Annotated in this window: 24 protein-coding genes; 2 read left to right on the top strand and 22 right to left on the bottom strand. The window is 56.2% G+C overall.

Annotated features, from left to right (window positions below; all coding sequences use genetic code 11):
* Positions 1-2: 2 nt before the first annotated feature.
* The 20 genes from ACSHSR_RS20355 to ACSHSR_RS20260 all read right to left on the bottom strand — a co-directional run bounded on the left by ACSHSR_RS20355 (position 3) and on the right by ACSHSR_RS20260 (position 18,639).
* Complete coding sequence (locus ACSHSR_RS20355; RefSeq protein ID WP_479631099.1) at positions 3-686, bottom strand: DUF3261 domain-containing protein; 684 nt, start codon at positions 684-686, stop codon at positions 3-5.
* On the bottom strand, positions 683-1,939 hold the full coding sequence (locus ACSHSR_RS20350; protein WP_062793396.1) for an NAD(P)/FAD-dependent oxidoreductase: 1,257 nt from the start codon (positions 1,937-1,939) through the stop codon (positions 683-685). Before ACSHSR_RS20350 ends, ACSHSR_RS20355 begins: the two co-directional genes overlap by 4 nt.
* Complete coding sequence (locus ACSHSR_RS20345) at positions 1,936-4,293, bottom strand: MMPL family transporter (protein WP_479631098.1); 2,358 nt, start codon at positions 4,291-4,293, stop codon at positions 1,936-1,938. The genes ACSHSR_RS20350 and ACSHSR_RS20345 overlap by 4 nt, the downstream gene beginning before the upstream one ends.
* Complete coding sequence (locus ACSHSR_RS20340) at positions 4,293-5,147, bottom strand: LolA family protein (protein ID WP_479631097.1); 855 nt, start codon at positions 5,145-5,147, stop codon at positions 4,293-4,295. Before ACSHSR_RS20340 ends, ACSHSR_RS20345 begins: the two co-directional genes overlap by 1 nt.
* On the bottom strand, positions 5,144-5,581 hold the full coding sequence (locus ACSHSR_RS20335) for an acyl-CoA thioesterase (RefSeq protein WP_144159940.1): 438 nt from the start codon (positions 5,579-5,581) through the stop codon (positions 5,144-5,146). Before ACSHSR_RS20335 ends, ACSHSR_RS20340 begins: the two co-directional genes overlap by 4 nt.
* The gene (locus ACSHSR_RS20330) at positions 5,578-7,131 is read right to left on the bottom strand and encodes an HAL/PAL/TAL family ammonia-lyase (protein ID WP_479631096.1); all 1,554 of its coding nucleotides are present in this window, start codon (positions 7,129-7,131) and stop codon (positions 5,578-5,580) included. Before ACSHSR_RS20330 ends, ACSHSR_RS20335 begins: the two co-directional genes overlap by 4 nt.
* Positions 7,128-8,840 (bottom strand): glycosyltransferase family 2 protein, encoded by a 1,713-nt coding sequence (locus ACSHSR_RS20325; protein WP_413733729.1) that lies wholly within the window; start codon positions 8,838-8,840, stop codon positions 7,128-7,130. The genes ACSHSR_RS20330 and ACSHSR_RS20325 overlap by 4 nt, the downstream gene beginning before the upstream one ends.
* Positions 8,837-9,199: an ApeI family dehydratase gene (locus tag ACSHSR_RS20320; RefSeq protein ID WP_413733727.1), complete on the bottom strand. Its 363-nt coding sequence runs from the start codon at positions 9,197-9,199 to the stop codon at positions 8,837-8,839. The genes ACSHSR_RS20325 and ACSHSR_RS20320 overlap by 4 nt, the downstream gene beginning before the upstream one ends.
* Positions 9,192-10,562, bottom strand: coding sequence for an AMP-binding protein (locus tag ACSHSR_RS20315; protein ID WP_413733725.1), 1,371 nt, complete (start codon positions 10,560-10,562; stop codon positions 9,192-9,194). The genes ACSHSR_RS20320 and ACSHSR_RS20315 overlap by 8 nt, the downstream gene beginning before the upstream one ends.
* Before the next feature lie 10 nt (positions 10,563-10,572).
* Complete coding sequence (locus ACSHSR_RS20310; RefSeq protein WP_224867061.1) at positions 10,573-11,121, bottom strand: COG4648 family protein; 549 nt, start codon at positions 11,119-11,121, stop codon at positions 10,573-10,575.
* On the bottom strand, positions 11,121-11,369 hold the full coding sequence (locus ACSHSR_RS20305) for an acyl carrier protein (protein WP_025010131.1): 249 nt from the start codon (positions 11,367-11,369) through the stop codon (positions 11,121-11,123). Before ACSHSR_RS20305 ends, ACSHSR_RS20310 begins: the two co-directional genes overlap by 1 nt.
* Positions 11,370-11,378: 9 nt before the next feature.
* Complete coding sequence (locus ACSHSR_RS20300; RefSeq protein WP_025010130.1) at positions 11,379-11,633, bottom strand: phosphopantetheine-binding protein; 255 nt, start codon at positions 11,631-11,633, stop codon at positions 11,379-11,381.
* Entirely contained in the window at positions 11,620-12,417 is a 798-nt protein-coding gene (locus ACSHSR_RS20295) for a lysophospholipid acyltransferase family protein (protein WP_264920486.1), read from the bottom strand. The genes ACSHSR_RS20300 and ACSHSR_RS20295 overlap by 14 nt, the downstream gene beginning before the upstream one ends.
* Positions 12,414-13,142 carry a beta-ketoacyl synthase chain length factor gene (locus ACSHSR_RS20290; RefSeq protein WP_025010128.1) on the bottom strand — a complete coding sequence of 243 codons (729 nt, stop codon included), beginning with the start codon at positions 13,140-13,142 and terminating at the stop codon, positions 12,414-12,416. Before ACSHSR_RS20290 ends, ACSHSR_RS20295 begins: the two co-directional genes overlap by 4 nt.
* 244 nt (positions 13,143-13,386) lie before the next feature.
* Positions 13,387-14,253, bottom strand: coding sequence for a DUF3014 domain-containing protein (locus ACSHSR_RS20285; RefSeq protein ID WP_413733722.1), 867 nt, complete (start codon positions 14,251-14,253; stop codon positions 13,387-13,389).
* A gap of 188 nt (positions 14,254-14,441) precedes the next feature.
* Positions 14,442-16,517, bottom strand: a complete 2,076-nt coding sequence (gene recG, locus ACSHSR_RS20280) for an ATP-dependent DNA helicase RecG (RefSeq protein ID WP_479631095.1) — start codon at positions 16,515-16,517, stop codon at positions 14,442-14,444.
* 172 nt (positions 16,518-16,689) lie between these two features.
* Positions 16,690-16,929, bottom strand: a complete 240-nt coding sequence (locus tag ACSHSR_RS20275) for a YrhK family protein (RefSeq protein ID WP_039034668.1) — start codon at positions 16,927-16,929, stop codon at positions 16,690-16,692.
* Positions 16,930-17,105: 176 nt separating this feature from the next.
* Entirely contained in the window at positions 17,106-17,711 is a 606-nt protein-coding gene (locus ACSHSR_RS20270; RefSeq protein ID WP_479631094.1) for a ZZ-type zinc finger protein, read from the bottom strand.
* 45 nt (positions 17,712-17,756) lie between these two features.
* Positions 17,757-18,125 carry a nuclear transport factor 2 family protein gene (locus ACSHSR_RS20265; protein ID WP_109247196.1) on the bottom strand — a complete coding sequence of 123 codons (369 nt, stop codon included), beginning with the start codon at positions 18,123-18,125 and terminating at the stop codon, positions 17,757-17,759.
* Positions 18,126-18,171: 46 nt separating this feature from the next.
* Positions 18,172-18,639: a hypothetical protein gene (locus tag ACSHSR_RS20260; RefSeq protein ID WP_208161581.1), complete on the bottom strand. Its 468-nt coding sequence runs from the start codon at positions 18,637-18,639 to the stop codon at positions 18,172-18,174.
* A 532-nt stretch (positions 18,640-19,171) separates the two neighbouring features.
* Between ACSHSR_RS20260 and ACSHSR_RS20255 the strand changes: the two genes are divergently transcribed.
* Both ACSHSR_RS20255 and ACSHSR_RS20250 read left to right on the top strand, forming a co-directional pair.
* Complete coding sequence (locus tag ACSHSR_RS20255) at positions 19,172-20,464, top strand: SLC5/6 family protein (RefSeq protein WP_219003498.1); 1,293 nt, start codon at positions 19,172-19,174, stop codon at positions 20,462-20,464.
* 123 nt (positions 20,465-20,587) lie between these two features.
* The gene (locus ACSHSR_RS20250; protein WP_479631093.1) at positions 20,588-22,141 is read left to right on the top strand and encodes an L-lactate permease; all 1,554 of its coding nucleotides are present in this window, start codon (positions 20,588-20,590) and stop codon (positions 22,139-22,141) included.
* 126 nt (positions 22,142-22,267) lie between these two features.
* Here the strand turns inward: ACSHSR_RS20250 and ACSHSR_RS20245 are convergent, their stop codons facing one another.
* On the bottom strand, positions 22,268-22,864 hold the full coding sequence (locus tag ACSHSR_RS20245; protein WP_025010119.1) for a response regulator transcription factor: 597 nt from the start codon (positions 22,862-22,864) through the stop codon (positions 22,268-22,270).
* Positions 22,861-24,051 carry a sensor histidine kinase gene (locus ACSHSR_RS20240; RefSeq protein WP_107005764.1) on the bottom strand — a complete coding sequence of 397 codons (1,191 nt, stop codon included), beginning with the start codon at positions 24,049-24,051 and terminating at the stop codon, positions 22,861-22,863. The genes ACSHSR_RS20245 and ACSHSR_RS20240 overlap by 4 nt, the downstream gene beginning before the upstream one ends.
* Positions 24,052-24,087: the final 36 nt, after the last annotated feature.

Here is a 24,087-nt window from a genome sequence, read left to right as displayed (position 1 = left end):
CATTACAGGGGCTTAATGTTCAGTTTTAAATCGGCCTGCGGCATGTTCATGGCCACTTCCGCATGCCAGATGTCGGGGCTGGAGTAACTTATCCGTATCAGCTCGTGATTGTCATTGCTCAGCAATACCCGGCACAGGACGGCGGCGCAATCTTCCAGTTTCACCCTGGCACCATCCAGATAAGCGTTCAGCTTTTCCTCCGGCCAATAGATGAGCTGCAGCAAGGCCAGCAGATATTCTGCTTTAAACTCATTACCGAGCAGCACACTCTGCTCGCTGGTCAGTGTATGTCCATCGTAGATCAAGGTAAACAGTGCTTGGCCCAGAGGTGCCAGCCCCACCACTGTCATCTGCTGCGGCTGCAGTTCCAGTTGGCTGATAAGCTCATGGCTCTGCTCCCCTCGTTGCAGCCGCACCTGCTGGCTGAGACTGAGCGTTTGCTCCAAAGTTTGAGCTTGAACCGAGTCACTGCCCTGGGGCTCATCTGGCTGCTTTGCGTCTTTGGCAGCCTTGGTATCAGAGGTTTGTCCCTTGGGCGCGGCCTGGTTCAGCGGCAGCGGCGCCAGACAATAACTGACATCCTTTGCCAGGGCAACGCAGGTTTGGCGATACAATAGCTGGCTGCAGCCACTCAGGCCAACCAGCACAGTGGCAAGCAGTAGCAAGCGGGTGACAGCGGCTGTCATAAGGCTTCCTCGACGGCGTCGCGGCAGAGGTTCACCACCAGATCCAATCTGCGCCGGGATTCACTGACAAAGGGGTTGTTGCTGTCCCAGGCGTAGCCCGCCAGGATAGAGCAAATCATCTGTTTTATTTTGGGGTTGGCGTCTTCAAAGAAGATCACCTCCTGGAATCTGCCGTCATACCAGGCTTCCACATAGGTGCGGAAGGTGTTGACCCCCAGCATCAAGGGCTCGGCATAATCCTGCTGCCAGTCTACCGCTTCCCCCTTGAGTTGGCGTACCAGACAGTCGCAGGCCAGACTGGCCGAGTGCATGGCTATGGTCACCCCGGAGGAGAATACCGGGTCGAGAAACTCACCGGCATTGCCCAGCAGGGCAAACTTGTCACTGGCCAGGGTGCTGACATTGGCCGAATAGCCCTTCAAGGTGGCGCAGTCGCGGATCACTCTGGCGTCCTTAAGCAGCGCCTCCAGCCCTGGCTCTTCATTGACTATGGTGCGCAGTTGCTGCTCCAGGCTGCCTTCGAGTCTTGCCAGCAGATGCGGTTCGGCCACCACCCCCAGCGAACAGGTGCCGTTACTGAAGGGGATCAACCAATACCAGATATCCTTGTTGCGCGGATGCACGCTGATAAGGATCTTGTTGCGGTCAAACTCCGGGTCGCTGATATTGTCCTCAATATGGGTAAAGATGGCCGAGCGGGCCGGCAGGCTGGAGGGGCATTCCAGCTGCAGCAATCTTGGCAGTACCCGGCCAAAGCCACTGGCATCCAGCAGATATTTGGCCTGCACTGAATAGACTCGTCCATTTTCGTCTGCCACTGTCAGCCGTGGCTCTGCGCTGAGATCCACCGCGGTGACCGTCTGGCCATAACGTATCTCTACCCCTTGGGTACTGGCGGTGTCGGCCAGTAGTTTGTCGAACTGGCCTCGGGGAACCTGAAAGGTGGTGCCGGGGCCCGGGGTAAACTTGTCACTGAAATCAAAGGTGGTGTAGCGGCCGTTGCGTCGAAAGGCGGCGCCGTTTTTAAACTGAAACCCGGCCTCGGCTACGGCTTCTGTCATCCCAGCCTGCTCCAGCACTGTCATGCAGCAGGGCAACAGGCTCTCTCCGATGGAAAAGCGTGGAAATTGGGCCCGCTCCAGCACCAGGGCATCTACTCCTTGTTGTTTCAGCAGGCTGGCCGCGACCGAGCCGGATGGCCCGGCACCGATAATTACCACATCGACTTGTTCCACGGCATTGGCAGTGTTCACTTTGCATTCCTTGTAAGAGTTGAGGTTAGGGGAGCGAGTAACAGGGTAAAACCTATGCCCAGCGCCAGGGTTATACCAAAGGCGGCAATGGCATAGGTGTCACTCAAAGCCAGCAGGCCAAAGGCCAGCAGAGTGGAGGCGGCAGACATCAGCACCGCCAACATCACGCCTCTGGGATGCTGTTTGGCTTCGGCAAAAAACAGGCTGTAGTCCACGCCTATGCCGAACACCAACACCAGTGCCAAGGCATGAAACAGGGTCAAGCCGCTGCCGAGCCAGCCAAGGGCGCCCAGAGTCAGAATTGCCGCCAGAGTTGGCACCAGCGCCACCCAAAGGCCGCGGCGCAAACCAAAGCGCCAGCTGAAAATCACCGCCGCCAGTGTCAGTGCCAGTGCCAGCATCAGCAGGGTCAATTGACGGTATTTGGCCATCAGCGCCGAGATATCGGCGACCTTGTCGACCAACTGCACACCCGGGTTGCTGCTTGCCAGCTGCTTAAGGGCGTCGAGGTCGTGGATGCCACCGAGCAGCACTATGGCGGCGTGAGCCGATATTCCGTCAGTGGGGGCGAGGTAGAGGTCACTCAGCCCTGAGGATTTAGCCCCTTCACTGGCGAGCCAGTCTGTGGCCGAGAGCGGCTGGAATTCGGCCCATTGCCTCGAGAGCGGCCCGGCAAGCTCGGCATTCAGCCCCAGAGTGTCCAAAACCTTGTCTGTTTGGCGATAGATAAGCCCCTGCAACTGATGATCTTGCTGCTGGCGTTTGATGCTTGGCAAATAGCGGGCGATATTCACGCTGTTGCCGAGTTTGCCTTCAGCAATCAAACGCTTGAGCCCGGGCGCCAGCTGTTCGAGATGCTGCAGCATCTCCTCGGCGCTGTCACCCCGGACCAGCAGGAACTGATTGTCCGTGCCGCCACTCAGCAGTTGCCTGAGAGTATTTTCCGGCTCGCTGACCGCTGGTGGGCTGCTCTGCAGCGCCCGGATATCATCGTTGGCCTTGAGGTTAATGCCGCCAAACAGCAGCAGTAACCCCAGTGGCACCAGGATTAACAGACTGCTGCGCCGACCGAGAGCTTGCCAGAGATTCAGCAAGCGTCCAGCCAGCGCCAGACGGCTGTCTCCGGCAAGCAAGGGGCTGGGGGCTATGGCCGGGTAAGCCAGCAGCAGTGTCAGCCAGGTGAAAATCAGCCCGCTGGCACAGAATACGGCCACCTGTTGCATGCCGGGAAAAGGTGCCAGGCCTATGCCCAGATAGGCGCCGACACTGGTGATCAAGGCCAGGGTCACGGCCGGGAATATCAGGCCAATCACCTGCCTGGGAGAAGCCTTGGGATGTTGCAAGCGCTCGCAGTAGAAGTGAAAGCTGTAGTCGATGGCGATACCGATAAGGCTGGTGCCGAACACCAGAGTTAGGAGATGCAGTTCGCCAAACAGTGTCAGGGTAGTGACTGTCGCCGCCAGAAATCCACTGCCCAGGGTGAGCAGTGCCACCGTCAGCGGCATCAAGGAGCGAAACGCCAGCAGCACCAGCAGGATCACTCCAAGCAGGGACACTAATCCGATACGGTTGATCTCGCTCTTGGCCGATTCTGTGGCGGCCGCGGCATGAAACAGGGCGCCGGCCTTGAGCACTCGAATATCTTGCGGCAGAGGCGCCAAGGCCTGCTCCAGCGCCTTGAGCTGGATTGCCTGTTGCTGCGGGTTAAAGGCGCTGCCTATGCCCTCGGCCATCACTATGGCTGCATACTGGCCTTGCGGCGTTGGTGCCAACAGTATGCCATCTGCCTGGGTGAGGCTGCGGCCCTCGGCCAGCGACTTGAGCCAGTCGGGGAACAACAACAGCGGATCTTCGGCAATCAGGTCGCTGCCGGCGGTGCCAAAGGCGCTGTAGAGCTGTTGCTGCGCGTTTTGAATCAAAGGCGTTAATTCACCGCTAGCGAGTTGCTGCCTCTGGCTGTCACTGAGCAGCCCCATGCGATAGGGGAAATAGAAACGCCCCAGGGCGCTGAAGCTGTTGGCCTCGGCGCTGCGAACTCTCTTAAAGGCGCCTTGCTCCTTTTCCAGCGCACTCAGTAGCTGTTTGCCGGCGTCGATCGCCTGAGGCTTATCCTTGGCAATCAGGCCGATATACACTTGATTGCCCAGTTTCTGCTCCATGCGTTTCAGCGCCGCTTCGGCGAGCGGATCTTCCTGCACCTTGGGCAGCATGGCGAGAATGTCGCTCTGAATACGGCCGCCCTGTTGCCACTGCCAGACACCAAGCAGAATAAGCAGCGTCAGCAGCCCCAGCCACAACAGCAGGCCAACCGGCGCCGAGAGCCTGGGACGAGCGGGTTCAGGGCGAGGCGACATCAGGGGGTCACCTCGGGAAAGAAGCGAGCGCGCTCGCTGTCATTGAGTGGGGATTTATCCAGTTCAGAGAAGAATATCTGGCTGATATCGCCGTTCTTGGCCAGCAGGGTCAGAGATTCGAGATCCTGATTGCCTTCGAGCACCATTTGCGGCAGCAGAGCGGCCATTGTCTGCTCCTTGGCCTTGAGTCCCAGTTGCCAATGACCCGCTTGGTCATTGAGCAGATAGAGTTCAAACCCCTGGCTCAATGCCTGAATATTACCGGAGAGCAGGGATTGCATCATGCGCGGCAGCATTTCAGCCACGGCCGCCGGGCCGGCATCGGCCTTGGTGACACTGAGTTTGCCCTGGCTGTCCTGCTGGATAAGCTCGCCCTGTTTCAGCAGCAAGAGGTTGCCAAAGGGAGTCTGCTGTTGCCAGAGCATGCCCAGTTCTCGCTGAAACAGAAATTCGCCGCTGCTGCGAAGTGGTTGTTTCAGCACCCTGAGCCAGCGCACCTGCTTAAACTGGCCTCGGCTGCTGTCGCTGAGGGCCATCTTAGTGCTTAACTGTTGCAGAGCCTGCTCTGTGGCCGCCCTGGCAAAGAGTTTGTCGAATGCCTGCGCCTCCGGCCTGATTTTCCCCTTGGCTTCGGCGGCCTGCACTGCCACCGGCTCTATCTGAGTGTTATCCGCTGGCGCCACTTTTCCCAATGCCATAGTGGCTGGCGCCATTTCGCCCAATACCATAGTGGCTGGCGCCACTTCCCCTAAAGCCATGTTGCTGCAAGCGGCGCCAAACCAAAACAGTCCCAGCAGCCCAAGCAGTAAGGCGGGCTGCCGAGTGAGCCGAAAGCCGAAGGCTGAAGGTTTCATGGCTTGGCCTCGGTAGCCCCGATGAAGGGCGCCAGGCGCTCACGGAACACCGGCGGGGTCACCAAGCACAGTTCCTGAGTCTGCATATCCACTGCGGCCTGTATGGTGTAGCCCTTGGTGAGGCGCTCACCGCTGGTGGCGTCGCAAATCTGGTAGTTGATCTTCAGCCGGTTTTCCCACTCAACCAAGGCGGCACTCACCCGGACCTTCTGCTCGAAACGGCTGGGTTTGACGTATTTCAGCTGCAGATCCACTATCGGCCAGGCGTAACCTGACTCTTGCATTCGGCTGTAGCCGTAGTCGAACCTGTCCAGCAGCTTGCAGCGGGCTATCTCAAAATAACGCAGATAGTTACCGTGCCAGGTAATGCCCATGGAGTCGACATCGTGGAAGGGAATCTCCAGCTCTATTTCAGTGCTGAGGATGGCTTTCATCGGCACACCTCCCACTCCCCGGCTTGGATCTTGGCCAGGGTTTGCCGCAACAAGGCTTCCAGCGGCCTGTCTTCAATCAAGAGTTCAAAGTCGGCTTCCAGCTGCGCCAGGGTGGTAGCTACTGACTCGGTCAGCGACTCACGTTCCAGTTCACCGGCGAGCAGGCGCAGGCGGATCCCCTGACTCATGGCCAGCAGTGCTGCGGCGGCCACCTGCTCGGTCAGTTCCAGTACCCGCAGGGCGTCACGGGCGGCAATGGTGCCCATGCTGACCTTGTCCTGGTTGTGGCACTCGGTAGAGCGCGAGAACACGCTGGCGGGCATAGTGTGTTTCAGTGCCTCGGCGGTCCAGGCCGAGCAACCTATCTGTACTGCCTTGAAACCGTGGTTGATGGGGCTGCGCTCGCCCTGGCTGGCCGACAGGTTGGCCGGCAGGCCGTTGTTGAATTTGGGATCCATCACCAGAGCCATCTGCCTGTCCAGCAGATCCGCCAAATTGGCCACCGCATTCTTGAGGCTGTCCATGGCAAAGGCGATATGGCCGCCATAGAAGTGGCCACCGTGGAGAATATGTTCCCCCTCGCCGTCCACTATCGGGTTGTCGTTGGCGCTGTTGAGCTCGGTCTCGATAAATTGGCGCATAAAGGGCAGGGCATCGGCCAAGACCCCGATAATGTGCGGCGCACAGCGAATCGAATATCTGTCCTGCAGTCTATCTGAGTTACGTGGGTGCTCGTGGTGGTTGAGGTCTTCACGGATCCAGGCCGCGACCTGGTTCTGCCCCGGGTGCGGCTTGGCGGCAAACAGTATCTCGTCGAAATGGTCGGAGTTGCCCTTGAGTGTCAGTGAGGCCATGGCGGTAATGCGGGCGCATAGGCGGCTCAGGTACTCGGCCCTGTCATAGGCCAGACAAGCCAGCGCTGTCATCACGGCGGTGCCGTTCATCAGTGCCAGGCCCTCTTTGGGCCTGAGCTTGAGGGCGCTGATCCCAAGTTCGGCGTAGACCTCGCTGGTGGCGCGGCGCTGTCCTTGATAGAAGACCTCCCGCTCGCCAACCAGTACGGCGGCCAGATATGACAGTGGCGTGAGATCGCCGCTGGCACCCACAGAGCCTTCCTCCGGGATCACCGGCACTATGTTGAGGTTCAGCAGCAGGGCTATGCGCTCCAGCAGCTCATAGCTGACACCGGACTTACCCACGGCCAGTGAGTTGAGGCGACAGGCCATCACGGCTCTGGCCTGGGGGATCTCCAGCACCTTGCCCATACCGCAGCCGTGAAAGCGCGACAGATGCAGCGGCAACTCGTGTACCAGATCCGGGCCGACATTGACGGTACAGGAGTCGCCATAGCCTGTGGTGACCCCATAGACCACGCCTTCTTCATGAAGCAGGCTGTCGATAAAGCGAGCGCCGCGCTGGATATAGTCACGGTACTCTGCACTGGCGTTGAGGGTCACCTGCGCCCCTTTGGCGATGGCGACCACCTGTTCCAGTGTCAGTGATGTTTGGCCGAAGCCGACCGTCTTGGCGGCCAGATCTGTTGCGCTCATGAATTGTCCTTGGGGCGGTCAGCAACTTGGTCCTGCCGCCAAAAATCGAAAAAGTTAAACCACTGCAGTGGTGCCTTGCGGGCAAAATGTTCCAGCCGCTGGGCATAGAGGCCGGCGGCCTGTTGCAGTCGCTGCTGCCGCTCGGCTCTCGGGCCTTTGAGACTCTGCTCGAAGGGCTCGAGCCAGACCTTATAGCCCTGCTGTTCCCGCAGGCAGAACATGGTGTAGATGGGGCAGTCCAGCAGCCCGGCCAGAATAAAGGGGCCCTGGGGGAAGGGCGCCATCTCGCCGAGGAATGGCACTTTCACCGTGCGACCCGGGCTGTGGCTGGAGGTGCGATCGGCGGCTATCACCACCAATTCACCGGCCTCGACCTTGCTTTGCAGCAACATGGAGGTGGCCGGGTTGAGTTCGGTGACCTGGAGTAAGTTGAGTTCACTGTCCGGGTTCAGCTGCTTGAGCACCCGGTTGAAGTTTTCGGCATTGCGGGTCATCACCATCACATTGACCTTCACCTTGCGCTGGTGAATGGAGATGGCGCGGCACAGCTCGATATTGCCAAGGTGGGACACCAGCAACACGGCTCCCTGGCCGCTCTGCAACTGCTCGGCCAACTGCTGACGGTCGCTGAACTCCACCTGTTGCAAACGAATGCGATCGCACCAGGCATCGATGCGATCCAGCGCGGCATTGCCGAAGGCGAAGAAGTGGCGCAGGCTGTCGCGCCAAGTCACCGGCTGACTTAGGCTCGGGTGCTGTGGCTCCAGTGCCTGTACCCGCTTTAGAAACGCTTGTGACGCCTCGCGGGCCTGTCGCCCCGTGATAAAGAAGTAACAGATCACCGGGTACATGATCGCCCGTGCCAGCCAGTGTCCGCCGAAACGATAGCTTTCGGCCAGCAGCTTGATACCCCAGTAGCAGCCCCGTTCCTTGACGTTGGACCAATGGGCGCCTTGGGGGTTGTCTTGTGCCGCTTGGATTGGCCCCAGTTTCTGCCCCTTGAGCTTGCGCCACAGCATGGAGAAAAACAGCCTGGTGTGCAGCTTGCTGATCCTCACATTGTCGGCCAGCCCCTGAAAATGGCTGCTGCCGTCTTCCGGGTAGATCACCTTGGTGGGAATATGTTCTATGGCAACACCGCGCCAGTAGAGACGCACCATGACTTCGATATCAAAATCCATCCGCTCGCCGAGGGCTTCGCTGCGAAGCAGGGCCTCGGTGGCCGCCAGTGGATAGATTCGAAAGCCGCACATGGAATCGCGGATATCCAGGCTCAGGGTCTCGACCCAGACCCAAAAATGGGTCAGGTAACGGCCGTAGAGCCGACCCTTGGGCACGGAATCATCATATTGCGGCAGGCCGGAGATCAGCGCCTTGGGGTTGAGCTGCGCCCTGGCGATTAGCGCCGGAATATCTTCCAGATTATGTTGGCCGTCGGCGTCCACCTGTAGGCCATGGGAAAAACCCGCGGCCCAGGCGGCGCGCAGGCCTGTCATCACGGCGGCGCCCTTGCCGCGGTTATAAGGGTGATGTAGCAGGCTGACCCAGTCGCTCTGTTGTTCGGACAACTGTTGCAACAGATAGCGGGTCTCATCGTCGCTGCCGTCGTTGATCAAAAAGCAGGGCAGCCCCAGCGGTTTGAGGGCTTCCAGCGTCGCAGCGATATGGCCCCTGTGGTTGTAATTGGGGATGATCAGCGCCAGCTTCATTGCTTGGCCTCTGTCTTGAAGGCGATACGACCCGAGCCGAACTTCTGTTCGCCGTCGCTGTAGCTGAAGCTCAGTTTGCCCTTGGCGGGGTTATTGCTGATGCTGAGGGTGACTTGCATATTTGGCAACAGCAGTTGCTGAAACTTGAGCACCTCGAGTACCGCGACTTCGGCATCATAGCCGAATGCCTGGCTGCCGAGACGCACGGCCCAGTCCAGTTGAGTCACGCCGGGCAATACCGGCTGGCCGGGAAAGTGGCCGGCAAACATAGGCAGCTCGGCCGGAATGCTCAGGCGCCAACTGGCTTCATTGTTCTGATGCCGGTGTTGAACAATGGGCGGAAGAACAGACTTAATCATGATCAAACAGCTCGAGAATATCGTTTTTGAGCAACTTGCCCTGGGCATTGAGTGGCAGCTGCTGTGGATAGCGCCAGCGCCTTGGCAGAGTCACACGTTCAAATTGGCTCAGCAGATGGGCCTTGAGGGCGTTGTTGATGCTGAGTTTGCCCTCGGCTTCGAGCTGTGCCTTGCCAGCGGCGGAAAGCTCTACCGCCGCGCCCAGTTGCACTCTGGGGTTTTCCAGCAGCACCAGATGCGATTGGGTCACCCAGGGATGGGCGTTGAGCAAGGTTTCCATCTGCACCAGAGACAGGCGCTTTTCCTCTATCTTGACGATGCGGTCCAAGCGGCCTTCGAGGCAGAACTGGCCTTCGCCCAGCAGCCGAACCTTGTCTTCACAGCGGTATTGGTCGTCATCTTCGAGATAGGGCGAGCGCAGCAGCAAAGCGCCGTCGCTGTCATTGCTCAGCTCCATGGGGGCAAAGGCCTGCCAGGGCGTGTCGCTGCTCTGTTGGCGCCGATAACCTATGCCGCCGGTTTCCGTGCTGCCGTAGACCTCGATTGGCAGGCTACCGTAGCAGCGCTTGACCCCTTGGGCGGCTTCCAGGCTCAGGGGCCCGCCGGAGCTGAAGATCAGGCTGGGAGTGTGCAGCTGGCGTTCATGTTCCAGCGCATCCGGCAGCCTCGACAGCTGCGCCGGGCTGCTGATCAGGCACAGGTTGGGAAACAGGGCGGTGTAATAACTCAGGGTTTCCGGGTATTCCACCAGATCGCTGAGGAAGGGGCGACTGGCCGCCAGTGGCCAGAGAATCTTAAACAGCAAGCCATAGATATGCTGGTGGCTGACGGTGGCAATCACACTGCACTGTGGCAGGTGAGCGGCGAAGGTCTGCTCCAGCACACTGACTTCGGCATCCAGTTGCTGCAGGCGCTTGCGAACCGCCTTGGGTTGGCCGCTGGAGCCTGAGGTGAACAGCAGCAGTTCGCCGAACTCATCCCCCTCGGCCATCTGCGGCCAGGGCGAGTGGGGCAGTGACAGCTCTTTTTTCAGCTCGAGCCAGATCTTGCCCTCACACAGGGGGCGGTCTGACACTATGGCATCAAACTCCTGGGTCAGTTCGCTCAGAGTCCCCGGCTGAGTGTTGGCCGGCAGTATGATCTGCTTGCCCGACAACAGGGCTGCACAGAGGCCAACGGCGAACAGATCGCTGCTGTCGCAGGCCAGTAACCAACGCTTTTCCGACCGGGCTTGCAGGCGTTGATGCAGATGATAGACCTGGGTGGCGAACAGTGAACCCGTGACTATGTCATGGTGGTTAAAACTGATCAGTTGTTGCCCAGCTGGGCCTTGGGTAAGCCAGGTTTTCAATAACTCTGTCATAACTGTCCCTTTATGATCGCTTCAGACAAAAGTGGCGATAGAGCCATTCTCCGCCACCGAGCAGCCCCATCAGCAGATAGGCTATCAGGCCGTTGTACAGGGTCCAGGTCTCCAGGCTGGTAAGCAGCGCCGTATAAGCCGCCATGCCGCCGTTGAAGACAAACAGACCACACCAGAGTTGTGTGACCCTTACCAGGTAGGGCCTGGCTTCCTCGGGCAGATCCGGCTCGGCCAACCTAGCCAGACGTTCCACCATGCTGGGACCTTTAAGCAGCGAAGAGGCAAACAGCACCAGCATGCAGGCATTGACCAGCACAGGGTAGTACAGCAGCCAGTCCTGACGCTTGGCGAGCAAGCTGCCGAGCGCCAGCAGTAACCCCAGAACGACCGGAGCGGCCAGCGCCTTGAGCTTTTGCTTCCCCAGCAGCAACCTGGCGCCGAGCAAGGCCGCCAGCAAGAGTGCCAGACCATTGCCCGGCAGATAGTTCAGCCCTAGATATACCGCCAGGGGATATCCCAGCAGCAACAGGGCCGTGACTGTCTGAGCCAGGGCACGCATCAGTCTTTAACCAGTCCCTCGATGGCGTTAACCACGTCGTTGACCGTCCGTACCGACTTGAATTCATCGGGCTGGATCTTTTTGCCGGTCAGCTGTTGCAGTTTGATCACCAGATCCACCGCATCAATGCTGTCCAGATCCAGCTCTTCATAGAGGGAAGCCTCAGGGGTTATCGCCTCGGCATCCACTTCAAACTCATCGACCAGGATCTTGCTCAGCATTTCCAATATCTGTTCACGGCTTTGCATGAGCACCTCCTACGCGCGCTGGGATTCGATAAACGCGGCAAGGCTGGCAACACTGTAAAAGTGGGCCTTGGTTGCCTCTGAGTTGGCTTCGATCTTGACATCGAACTGCTTCTTGATCGCCAAGCCCAGCTCAAGTGCATCGATGGAATCCAGTCCCAACCCCTCACCGAATAGCGGTGCTTCGGTATCTATATCGTCGATACTGATATCCTCAAGATCGAGGCAATCTATGATTAGCTGTTTAATTTCGTTATGTAAGCTCATAATTTATATCTAATTGTTGTTTGTAATAGGTTTCCAGATCTCTGGTGAGTTGGCGTGCCATCCGGGCATCGCCACCGCTTTCGGCATCATACCTCAGATGCGCTATGCTTGCCCCGGTTTCCACTTGCATCTGTATGGTGCGTCTCGGGATTTCGTACCAGGGATCCTGTTTGGTGAGTCCGGGATGGACCACCCTGAGTACCACTGGCAGAATATCGGCCCCGGTGCGCAGGGCGATATTGGCCGAACCGCGGGCAAAGGGATTGATCACTGCGCCTTTTACCGTGCGTGTGCCCTCGGGAAAGATGATCAGATTGGTGCCTCTGGCCAACACTTCACGGCAGTCCTGTAGCAGCAGATCGGCGCCGCGATTGGGAATATAGCCGGCGGCGGAGACGACTCCGCGCAGAAAGGGGTTACGCCACAGTCCCTGTTTTACTATGCAGCCGGCATTGGGCATCAGGCTGATTAACACCACCACATCTATGAGGGTGGGGTGATTGGCAATCACCACCATGCCTTTGGCCTGCTGTAATCGCTGCAGATTTACCGTGCTGACCCTGACCACGCCGGCCCAGGTCAGCATATGCACAAAGCCGCGGAACATGTAGTGCACCGCTTTTTGTACTCTTTGAATGCGCACATCGCGCTCGCCGGGCCAGAACCTCAGCACAGGTAAAATGGTCAAGGAGCTCAGCAAGCCGCCAAGGCCGAAGGCGATATAACAGCTGATGCCGGCGAGCCAACGGGGAAAATAGCCGATACCGGTTGCCGGGGCTGTCATAGCGGCTCCCTTGAGGGTTCCAGCTGCCAATGCCAATGGGCCAGTTGCCCCTGGATTGCCGTGCCGTTTGCCAGTGCCTGCAGCAGTGCGCCGAAGCTCAGCGGCTGCCCGGCGCCGGTCTGCTGGCTCAGGGTAACTCGGGCGATGCCGGTAACATCGGCCGGGGCCAGCTGCAGAGACAAGGCCAGTGGCAGTTCCATCTCTTGGGTAAATTCATCATAGACGGGCGGCACAGGGTCATCGCCGAACACCAATAGCAGGGGGCTGGGGTCCTCGGCCAACTGGGCCCAGGCTTCCAACATGGCTTGGGATAGGGTATCTGTGCCCGCCGCCACTGAAGTGGAAGCGCCAGTATTACCCGTGACTATGCCAAACAGACCGCTGGCGGTGTTGTGAACCGATTGGCTGAAACCCATGGGAGAGAGCGGCTGCCTGGCAATAATATCCTGCAGCAGTTCTATGGTGCGATTGAGTTCGCCATGGCGCGAGGCAAATACGCTGCGGCATTGGCTGGGGGCTTCAGCCTGAAAGGCGGCTTCCAGCATCATCTTGCTCAGGCGGCTGAAACGGCGCCGCTGCATGGCGGCAACCTGGGGTAACTTGGGGGCAATGCGATCGCTGTCATCAAGGGCGCAGTTGCTACTTTGCCACTGCTGCCAATCTTGCTGCTGTTGATACTCCGGGGACCAGGCTCCCCAGGAGAGAATACTGAACGCTAGTTGCACTGCTTTGCCTCTGACACAGATCTTTGTTGCTATCCCTTACGGGTCGTGAGGGAGTGAATCTGTCGGGTCGGAATGCGACCGCCGTACCGATTGCCCGTTCCCTCTGAAACACCGGTACAAAGGGCCATATTCTACACTGAAAGTACGGGTTTTAAGAAGGGGTTTAGGTTACAGCTAAAGATCAGTTACAACTTTTCGCTAACAAGGGAATCACCCGGCGGGCGCCGGGTGATTCAGATGCCGCTCAGTTGCTCAGCTGGCTCTGCAGCCGCCGCAGTACCGTCTTGATCTTACGAGTGTTGTCGGGACCCATACGTACCAGCATTTTCTGCGCGTTGGGCAGGGTTTCCAGTTTGGGATCGACAAACTTGTAGTTCACGCTGATGGCGTACAGCTCGATAGGATCTTCTATCACTGGGGTTGCCAACAGCACCTTGATGGCTTGTTGCATCCGCTCATCGAATTTGAGATTGGGGTAACCCAGCTCATCGAAGGCCTGCTCCAGCAGCGGCGACAACTGACGATAGGTGTTGAGCAACTGCTCGTCGTTGAGGCCGGTGAGGAAGTCGGCGTAAAGGTCGTATCTGTGGTAGCTATCCGGATCCAGATAGGTCTTGTTGGAGATTTCAGATACTGTGAAGGTGTCGCTCGGGCCTTTCATCGGACTGGTTTTACGGGCCAGTTCGCCTTGGGCCAGATTATCGACAAACACCACGAACTGGCGTACCAGATCTTGTTCAACCAGCAGTGGCTCTATCTTCATGCCATCAGCCATTGCCACGGCCTTTTCATGAACATATTCATCACTTTCGGCCAGTGAAGGCAGAGGTTGTTCCGGCTCGACTTCGGGCTGAACCACTTCAGGTTCTGGCTCGGGTACGGTTTCAGGTTCAGGCACCGGGACTTGGGTTTGCAGCGGTTCGCTGGGAGCGGGTTCGGGGAGTTCAACCTGGGTGGGCTCTGCTGCTTGCTGCGGCTCTTGTTCGCCGCTGAAATAGTAGTAGGCTCCTCCTGCAATCAGCAATACCAACACCAATAGGATGATAGCAATGCCACTGTTGCCAGAGGACTTTTCCTGCGGCGCGATTCTATCTTCTTGATTGACTTGCATTGGATTTCCTTTCATTGATACCTGTGAGGCAGCGCCTCTCCCATTCTGCAAATATTGGCCATCTTGTCCAGCGTTCGGCCGCCTGGCAGCAGGATTTATTTGTGAAATATTGCCAGTAGAGCAGATCCTGTGGTGATTGACTTGAACCCCGGCTGAACTCTCGGCAACTTTGTGACGTTTTTAGCGCACTAGGCCTGAACATACTGCTGCCGGTCGCCCAGCCAACGCTGAATGATGGCATCGACATTCTCCGGTGCCTGGCTCATCACGTGGCGAGCCAGTTTCTGGATGTGGGGAATAAGCGCCTGATCCCGTACCAGATTGGCCACCTTCATATCGGCTATACCTGTCTGGCGGGTGCCCAACACTTCACCCGGGCCGCGGATCTCCAGATCTTTTTGGGCAATGACAAAGCCGTCGTTGCTCTGACGCAATACTCCAAGCCGTTTGGTAGCCGTGTGTGACAGCGGTGCCTTATACAGCAGGACGCAGTGGCTGGCCACGGCGCCGCGACCGACCCGGCCGCGCAACTGGTGCAGCTGTGCCAGCCCGAGCCGTTCCGGGTTTTCGATGATCATCAGACTGGCGTTGGGCACATCGACCCCCACTTCAATGACTGTGGTGGCCACCAACAACTTGAGGTCGCCGCGTTTGAAGCTGTCCATGACTTGTTGTTTTTCAGCGCTCTTCATTCGGCCATGTACCAGGCCTATGCTCAGCTCCGGCAGGGCGGTACGCAGTTCTTCGCAGGTGTCTTCGGCTGCCTGGCATTCGAGCACTTCGGATTCTTCGATAAGGGTGCAGACCCAGTAGGCCTGGCGACCGTCATTGAGCGCCGCCTGACGTACCCTGTCGATCACCTCCTGACGCCGACTGTCACTGATGGCCACTGTGGTGACCGGGGTACGCCCCGGCGGTAACTCGTCGATGATGGAGGTATCCAAATCCGCATAGGCGGTCATTGCCAGGGTGCGGGGAATAGGGGTCGCCGTCATGATCAGCTGGTGGGGATGAAAACCCTGGCTGATGCCTTTCTCTCTCAGCCCCAGGCGCTGATGTACGCCGAATCTGTGTTGCTCATCTATGATGATCAACGCCAGCTTGTGAAACTGTACCTGCTCTTGAAAGATGGCGTGGGTACCTATCACCATGTGGGCACTGCCGGAGGCGATATCCTCCAGCGACTGGGCCCTGGCCTTGCCCTTGAGCTTGCCCGCCAGCCAGCCGACTTTGAGCCCCAATGGCTCCAGCCATTGACTGAAATTAATTGCATGTTGCTCGGCCAACAGCTCTGTGGGCGCCATCATGGCCACCTGATAACCGTTTTCTATCGCCTGCAGTGCGGCCATGGCCGCCACCAGGGTCTTGCCCGAGCCAACATCGCCCTGAACCAGGCGCATCATGGGTTGTGGCTTTTCAATATCACGGCCGATATCTGCCACCACTCGCTGCTGCGCCCCCGTAGGTTTAAAGGGCAAGGCGGCGAGGAAGGGATTGAGTAAAGCGCCGGTGGCGGGCAAAGGCACGGCTTTGTCATGATTACTGCGCTCTCTGAGTTTGAGCATAGACAGGTTATGTGCCAGCAGTTCTTCCTGCACCAGGCGTTGCTGCGCCGGGTGTTGCCCCTGTTCCAGACGGTAGATATCGACATCCGCCGGGGGCCTATGCAGGGTGCGCACCGCCTGGGCCAGGCTTTGCTGATTGGGGCGCAGCGCCTCGGGCAGCAACTCTTGTAGTCCATCGTCCTGCAGCAGGCTTAGAGCCTGCTCGGTCAATTTCATCCAGCTGGCCTGCTTGAGCCCTTCAGTGGTGGGGTAGATGGGTGTCAGGGTCTCGCTGAGGTTGGGCGGTTCGTCGCCCTTGAGTATTTTGTAATCCGGATGAATGATCTCGGCCTGGTGGTTACCACGGCGTACTTCGCCGTAGGCTCTAATAGTCAGTCCTTGTTGCATGGCATTGCGCTGGGCGGCTGAGAAATTGAAGAATCTCAGGGTCATGGTGCCGCTGTCATCACGGACATTGCAGATCAACATGCGCTTGCGGCCATTGATGATCTGGCTGGATTGGATTTCGGCTTCTATGGTGCCGTAGCTGCCGGGTGTGAGGCTGGCTATGGGGTAGATGCGGGTTCTGTCTTCATAGCGCAGCGGCAGGTGGAACAGCAGATCCTGTACCGTGTTGATTCCGAGCTTGTGCAGTTTCTCAGCCATTTTAGCGGCTACGCCCTTGAGCTCGGTGATAGCAATAAGATCCAGTCTCTGCAAACCTTTAGCACCGGATTACTGTGAATTTATACATATACTATCAGAGAAATAGCCCTTGGCAATGCGTTGCTTTTATCGGCCGGGTAAAGTGTGGCGCAATGGCGGCAGGGCTTCTGCCTGGGTGGGCGGGTGTATGGCAAAAGCCCTGATATATTTGTGACGGATTAATCTGTCAGTGCCACCAGTTCAGCAGGGTGACCAGGGGCTTTATCAGTAGCTGAACACTGCCTATTACAAACAGCCAGGCGCCGATAAGGGTGTGAACATCGGTGAGAAAAAAGAAGCTGCCCAGTAGAAAACAGAGCGCGACTATCAGGTCGCTTAGGGTATTGAACAAGGCGTGTTTGGGAAGAGGGGTGGCGGGGGCTTTGATATCTTGCTCGGCAAAATATCGCTGCTTACTGTCGATCATGGTTCCTTCTTGGTAGTTATGATTTGCCGCGATACCTTAACGCTGCTACCTTCCGAGTGCAAATCTAATTCCCTAATTATTTGTTTTAATGAGAATAAATATATCTACATAACCATAAGATTAAGTTAACAACTTGCATCTTGGATTCGGCAGGCTTGGCAAAAGAGTAGCGTAACTTAACGGCCCAGGCCTGAACCCTGGCTAACGGTTATTTCACCGTTAAAGCCTATCAGTTCGGCGAGTGTTTGTGCGTAGGCTCTGGCCTTGTCTGTGGCCTGCTTTTGGGGTTTGAACAGGCCAAAACCGAGTCGCTCACGCTCAGCAAAACAGAGTACCACGCTGACACTTATGAGCTCTTCGTCAGTCAGGTGTTCAAGCATGTGACTTCTGGATCTTTCGTTATGGGTATTGCGTTGCAGCTCTATGCGGCAGAGTTGACTGAGAGGCTTGCTTTTTCTGCCTCGGAAGAAGCAGCCCTGTTGCAGATCCAAAGTTACGGGTTTGAGCTGGCGGTAGAGGTTCAGGCCCATGATGATACCGCTGAGCCCCAGCACTATGGCTATGATGGCAGTTGTAAACCAAGTGTCCTGTCTGGCGGGGTCCAACACCAGTACTCCCAGTATTCCGGCAAGCATCAATAATAGTCCCCAAAGCGCGTATTTCAGTTGCGTTTGCCTGCTGCGCCAGATGAGTTTCAACTTGCCCGGCTCAGCCTCGATCTCTGTCATCAGCATATGCTGCTGATATTGGCAGAGCCTGGCCTGCTGTGGGTTTTTGGTCATAAAATGGTCGCCATGAAATCAGTAGTTTGTCGTAAAACCCAGTGCTCAAGCCAGTAGGCTCGAGTGAGCCGCTATCAGTTGCCAGCCGCTTGCCCTGTGCAGCCAAACCCGGGTAAAGCGAAAACGGCCGTTGGCTGGCGTTTTGGCATAGCTGCCCTGAATATTCACCTCTGCCGATACTATCGCAGTCTCCTGATGCAGCCGTATCTCTTCGGCCAGGGTGTCTATCCGAGTGATATTGAGCAGGCCTAAGCTGTGGGCATGCAGATCCTCTGCTTTGCCGAGCACTTGCCCCAGGTGATTGGTGAATATCAGTTGAGGCGACAACAGTCTATCCAGCAAATTGATATCCGAATTCAACATGGCGCTGCGCAGTTGGCTTTCCAGTTGTTGAATGTCTGAGATGTGATTCATGGTTATTCCCAAGGCCTGATGAGTGACGGCAAAGAGGCAAGAAGGTTTAAAAAATACTGACTTTGGCACACTTGCCACAGTACCAGGAGTTCTGCCATTGATTTAGTGCCGCCTGGTATTGCTGCATCGACTTTCGCCCTCCCAAGTAGTTTTTCCACAGCCAATCGGCGCTCAGGATCAGAGTAAAACAGGAGACAAAAAAGCACAGCACTCCCAGCCAAAAACTGCTCCAGTTGCTGCCTGCCTGAAACCCCAGGTAGCCGCCCAAGAGTAGTCCGGGGAAAGCCGCCAGAAATAGCACCAAGGGCTGAGGGTCAGATGGCGGCGAGCAGCGCTTGGCCAGTTCGGTTTGCAGTTGGGCGCTACCCTTGAGTTTTTGTTTTCCATGCACTGAGAAGGGTTGGTTGTTCCACACGGGTTTGGCCGAAGCGCTGACTGAAACTTCTGTTGTTCCTTCGGCATGAATGGCTTTGAAATGTCTGATACTGTCTGAGCCGCAATGTCTGCAACGCATTGATTGTTCTCCTTAACTTAGACTAACCGGATCCCTGATTCTTCTCGTCCAAACAACAGCCTTCGGATAACAAGCCTTTGCTGGTCGCCGAGTCATGGTAAAGCTTTTAGCCTCGGCGGTGAACCCGAAAACCAGCTACAGGCACTCTTTTTATCCGTATTCGCAGCGTTTGGGTAAACTCATATAAATTAACTTCTATGCACTTATGATGAAAATATATTCATTGGATGCTGGAAGTGTGAAAGATAGTTCATCTGCGGACGGCCAATTTCATATTGATCGATTGGATTGGCAATACAAATTTCGCCGGAATGTTTGCTAAAGCAGATCGGCTTCAATATTTGAGCCGTATTTGGCTTAACTTAGTCTATATATCTGCCGAGATAGACTTTATCTATTTACAATAATCATACAGGTTTGGCCCCATATTTAACTCATTGAGATTAATGAAAATACATTAGGGATTTATATACCTTGAATATTAAATGGTTCAAAAAAAAATAAATAAAAAATAATTGAACCAGGGGGCGTAATGACAGCAGCAATATCGGCAGTAGAAATCACCAAGGGCTCGGCACAGTGGAAGGCGGCAACACGCTTCGACAGCACGGACTGGGGCTGGGTGATCATGAGTATAGGCATGGCCATTGGCGCGGGGATAGTATTTCTGCCTATTCAAATAGGCTTGATGGGACTTTGGGTATTCCTGCTATCGGCCATTATTGGCTATCCAGCCATGTATATGTTTCAGAAACTATTTATTAATACCTTGGTGGAATCTCCCAAATGCCGGGATTATCCGGATGTGATTTCCGGTTATCTGGGGAAAAACTGGGGAATATTACTGGGTGTGCTCTATTTCTTGATGTTGGTGATTTGGGTATTGGTTTATTCGACCGCAATTACCAATGACAGCGCTTCTTTCCTGCAGAGTTTTGGCCTCACCAAACAGCTGTTGTCCGATAATCCCTTCTACGGGTTGGCACTGGTTTGCATCCTGGTGAGTCTGGCATCCAGAGGCGAGGCGCTGCTATTCAAGGTTTCATCCTTTATGGTACTCACCAAATTGAGCGTGATTGCGATACTGGGTTTCATGATGATAGAGCAGTGGGATCTGAATAACATAGGTGCGGTTCCCACTCCCCAGAGTGGCTTCAAAGACACTATTGTTATGCTGCCATTTACCCTGTCATCGATTCTGTTTGTGACCAACCTGAGCCCTCTGGTGATCTCCTATCGTGCCAGGGAAAAGTCGATAGAGGTGGCGCGCTACAAGGCTCAGAGAGCGATGAAGTTGGCCTTCGGCATACTTTTTGTGGTGGTATTTTTCTATGCCGTGTCTTTCAGCCTGGCCATGGGGCATGACCAGGCGCTAAAAGCCTACGATGAGAATATCTCCGCCTTGGCCATGGTGGCTCAGGGTATCCCCGGAGACACCATCAAGCTGTTCAGCCTGATCCTGAATATTTTTGCCGTTATGACAGCCTTCTTTGCGGTTTACATGGGGTTTCGTGAAGCCTGTTATGGCCTGACCATGAACTTGCTGAGGCGCACCACTGCGGAAGAGAAGATCAATACCAAGTACGTCAATCGCGGCATTATTTTGTTCACCATACTGCTTGCCTGGGGCGCCATCTGTTTCAATGCGCCTGTGCTCAGCTTTACCAGCATCAGCAGCCCGATCTTCGGCCTGGTGGGATGTTTGATCCCGGCTTACCTGGTCTATCGGGTGCCTGCTCTGCATAAATATAAGGGCTTGTCTCTCTACATAGTTATCGCGACCGGCATCTTGTTGTGTCTGTCCCCCTTGCTGACATTCAGCTGAAGCCTTGTCGCAAGGCCTTGAGCAGATTGGAGTTCCTGCTCAAGGCCTACCCAGCTTCACCCCCAGGTTTTGGGACGTAATCCATCATGCAATTCACTCTATCTCTGTCGTTTAAGGAATCCTATGCACGAGTATCTGCTGTTTTCCCTGGGCGTATTACCGCTCTTGGTCATGATCCTGCTGATCTTGAAAATCAAGATGCCGATACATCAGGCGGTGTTAATCACTCTGTTACTGACCCTGGTCGAGGCAACCATTTTCTGGCATACCCCGGCACTGACCTTGGGCTCGGCCATGGCTTATGGGGTTATCAAAGGCTTGTGGCCAATAGTGATAGTGATCCTGGGGGCCATCTTCAGCTATAACCTGATGCTTCAAACCCGCAGCATGGAGGTACTGAAAAACCTTCTCGCCGGGATCAGCGACGATAAGCGGATCCAGGTGCTACTGATCTCCTGGTGTTTTGGCGGATTTCTCGAGGCCGCCGCCGGATACGGTACTGCAGTGGCGATTCCTATCGGGATATTGATTGCTTTGGGTTTCAAGCCGCTGAAGGCGGCGATTGCTTCTCTGGTGGCCAACACAGTGCCTACGGCGTTTGGTGCCGTGGGGATCCCTATGTCGATTCTGGCTGAGCAGGTAAACCTGCCTGTGACTGAGCTGAGCGGCACAGTTATTGCGCAGCTGGCACTGTTTACCTTGCTGCTGCCTTTTGTGATTGTCGCCATCATAGGGGATGGACTCAAGGCGATACGGGGAGTGTTTGGTATTTCGCTGGTATGCGGAATTGCAACACTGCTGCCGCAGTACTTTGTCGCCATTCATCTGGGGGCTGAGTTGCCCGCCTTTGCCGGCAGTTTGGTCAGTTTGCTGGTGGTGGCCTTGATGGCTAAAAAACGCCAAAAGCCCACCCCGGCCGCTTATCGTATCGACAATGACCAGTGCCGCATCACCGGCCACTACAGTAGCGGACAAATCTTCAAAGCCTGCGCTATCTATCTGCTGATCTTTGTGTTTATTCTGCTGTGCTCGCCGCTGTTTCCGGAAATCAAGAGCCTGCTGACTCAGGTGTCTTCCAAGCCGGTATTTCCGCTGGCCAATGGGGTGGAGCTGAGTTTGACCATTGACTGGATAGCCACGCCGGGTGTCTTGATCATTTTGGCGACCTTTATCGGCGGTACCCTTCAGGGAGCCTCATTGGCCAGCATGTTAAAGGTGTTCAGCGCGACGTTAAAGCAGCTGAAAAACTCCATCATAGCCATCACCGCCATTGTGGCGATGGCAACCGTGATGGATGTCAGCGGTCTGATAACAGATATGGCCCATACCCTGGTGAATATTACCGGAGGGGCATACCTGTTTATCGCCCCCTTGATTGGCGCGTTGGGGACTTTTGTTACCGGCAGCGATACCAACTCCAATGTGCTGTTTGGTAAGTTGCAGACAGTGGCTGCGGAAAAGCTGCAGGTGGATCCGCTGTGGCTGGCTGCCGCCAATACCTCCGGAGCCACGGGCGGGAAAATGATCTCGCCCCAGAGCATAGCCATTGCCGTGTCTGCGACCCGGATGGAGGGCCAGGGCAGCGCTATCATGTCCGGTACCATCAAATACTGTATGGCTTACATCCTGATCCTGGGGCTTAAGGTGGGCCTGGTGTATTACCTGTTTATGAGCTGATTTCGGAGAATTTCTTCGACGAGGAGTTTACGCGAGGAGTTATTGTCTCGCGTACTCTTTGTGCAAAGAGAGCTTGCCGCTAACAGGCCAGAGTAATGGCAGTATGCTTGTTACTTGCCCGCCTGCTTACAGCCAGCCCTTTTGTTTGGCGATTCGGGCGGCATCGATACGATTGGAGGCTCCCAGCTTGTTGATGGCTTCCGACAGATAGTTGCGTACCGTGCCTTCACTGATAAAGAGAGCGGCGGCAATCTCGCCGCTGCTCTTGCCCTCGGCGGCCAGTCGCAGGGCGCGGCGTTCTTTGTCGGATAGCGGGTCTTGCTCCCCAAGAGCCAGCATGGCCAGTTCGGGGGCAATGACTTTTTTACCCTGCATCACCTTGGCTATGGCCTCGACCAGTTCCTCCACAGGGGCATCCTTTAGCAGGAAGCCGCAGACACCGGCCTCCAGCGCCCGTTTGATATAGCCGGCGCGGCCAAAGGTGGTGATGATAATGGTCTTCAGCGCAGGTTGCTCTCGGGCAACCCAGGCAGCCAGCTCCAGCCCTGAAGTGCCGGGCATTTCGATATCTGTCAGCAGCAGTTGAAAATCCTCGGTCTTGAGCAGTGCCAATGCCTGGTCGCCATCCGTGGCCTGGGTGACGCTGAAGTCCCCGGACAGTTGCAGCAGGCCGGCAAGCGCGCCGCGAACCATGGCTTGATCTTCCGCCAGCAATATCTTCATACCTGGCCCTCCAGGGGATTTTTGTGTTGCTCTTGGGCGAGCTTGTCCATGTTCTCGGTACTCTCGGTCTTCACTGTGCTCTTTGCTTTCTCAATGCCCTCTCCCTGGGCCGATAACAGCTGTTGTCTGGGCAGCAGTAAAAGAGCGCTGAACCCCTTTGCTGTATCGATTTGCAGCTCGCCACCCAAGAGGGCAAGCCGCTCGGCTATGCCTTTGAGGCCGTTCCCCGGAGTGGGTTTAAGCCTTATCGTGCCGTTGTCTCGCAGGCAAATGGTAAGTTGAGGCTCCAGGGTAAAGCTCAAGTGTGCCTCTGTGGCATCACTGTGCCTGAGAATATTGCTCACCAGTTCGGTCAGGATCAGTATCAGTTGGCTTTCTGCCAGTGGCGACAGCACAGGCAGTTCCCCCTCCAGGCTGACCGCCAAGCCTTTTTCGCGCAAGCGCCGACAGAGTTGGGCGCAGCAGCTATCCAGCCCCTGATGCCGATAGTCGGCCACAGCACGGCGAATTTGGCTCAGGCTGTCGCGGGCAATCTGCGCCAGTTCAGTGAGTTGTTCACGGCTGGCTTGCAGGTCATTTTTTTGCAGCAGCTTGTTCGCCAATTCGGCCTTGAGGGCGATGGAAGAGAGTTGATGTCCCATGAGGTCGTGCAGATCTCTGCCGATACGCTCCCGCTCCAACATGGTCGCCAGGGCACGGATCTCCTCTTCGCTACGGCGGGCTTGTCGTTTGGCCTGTTGGCGTTTGCGCTCGGCGACCCCAAGCAGAGAGGTAGCGGCTGTCAGGCCGCAGCCATAATAGACAAAATAGAGGCCGTTAAAACCCAGCAATTGATTCAATGCCAGTAGCACCAGGGCGATCAGCAATAATGCCGGCAAGAGCAGCCTGAGAGGATAAAAAAAGCCGATAAAGAAGGCGGCGAAGGTAAACAGCGACAAAGAACCCGGATTGGCGGGGGTGATCAAAATAGCCAGTAGGATGATCCCCAGAATTTGCCAGTGCACTTTATCCCTATCGGCGCCATAGGCGCGAAAATAACAGTAGATAAAGGGCGGCAAAACCAGCAGGCTGGCAAGCCATTGCCAGGGCGACACCGGCATAATAAACAGTGGGATAAAGTAAAAGGCCAGATTGACCAGATAGTATTTAGCCAGTTTGAGTTCGGTTTGAGTCTGTGGATCCTGCATCGGTTGTCCTCGCATCTCCAGCGCAAATAATGGCGT

The organism is Shewanella sp. VK101, from assembly GCF_056497865.1.
The sequence above is the reverse complement of the archived record's forward strand: the minus strand, read 5'-3'. Positions and strand labels throughout refer to the sequence as shown.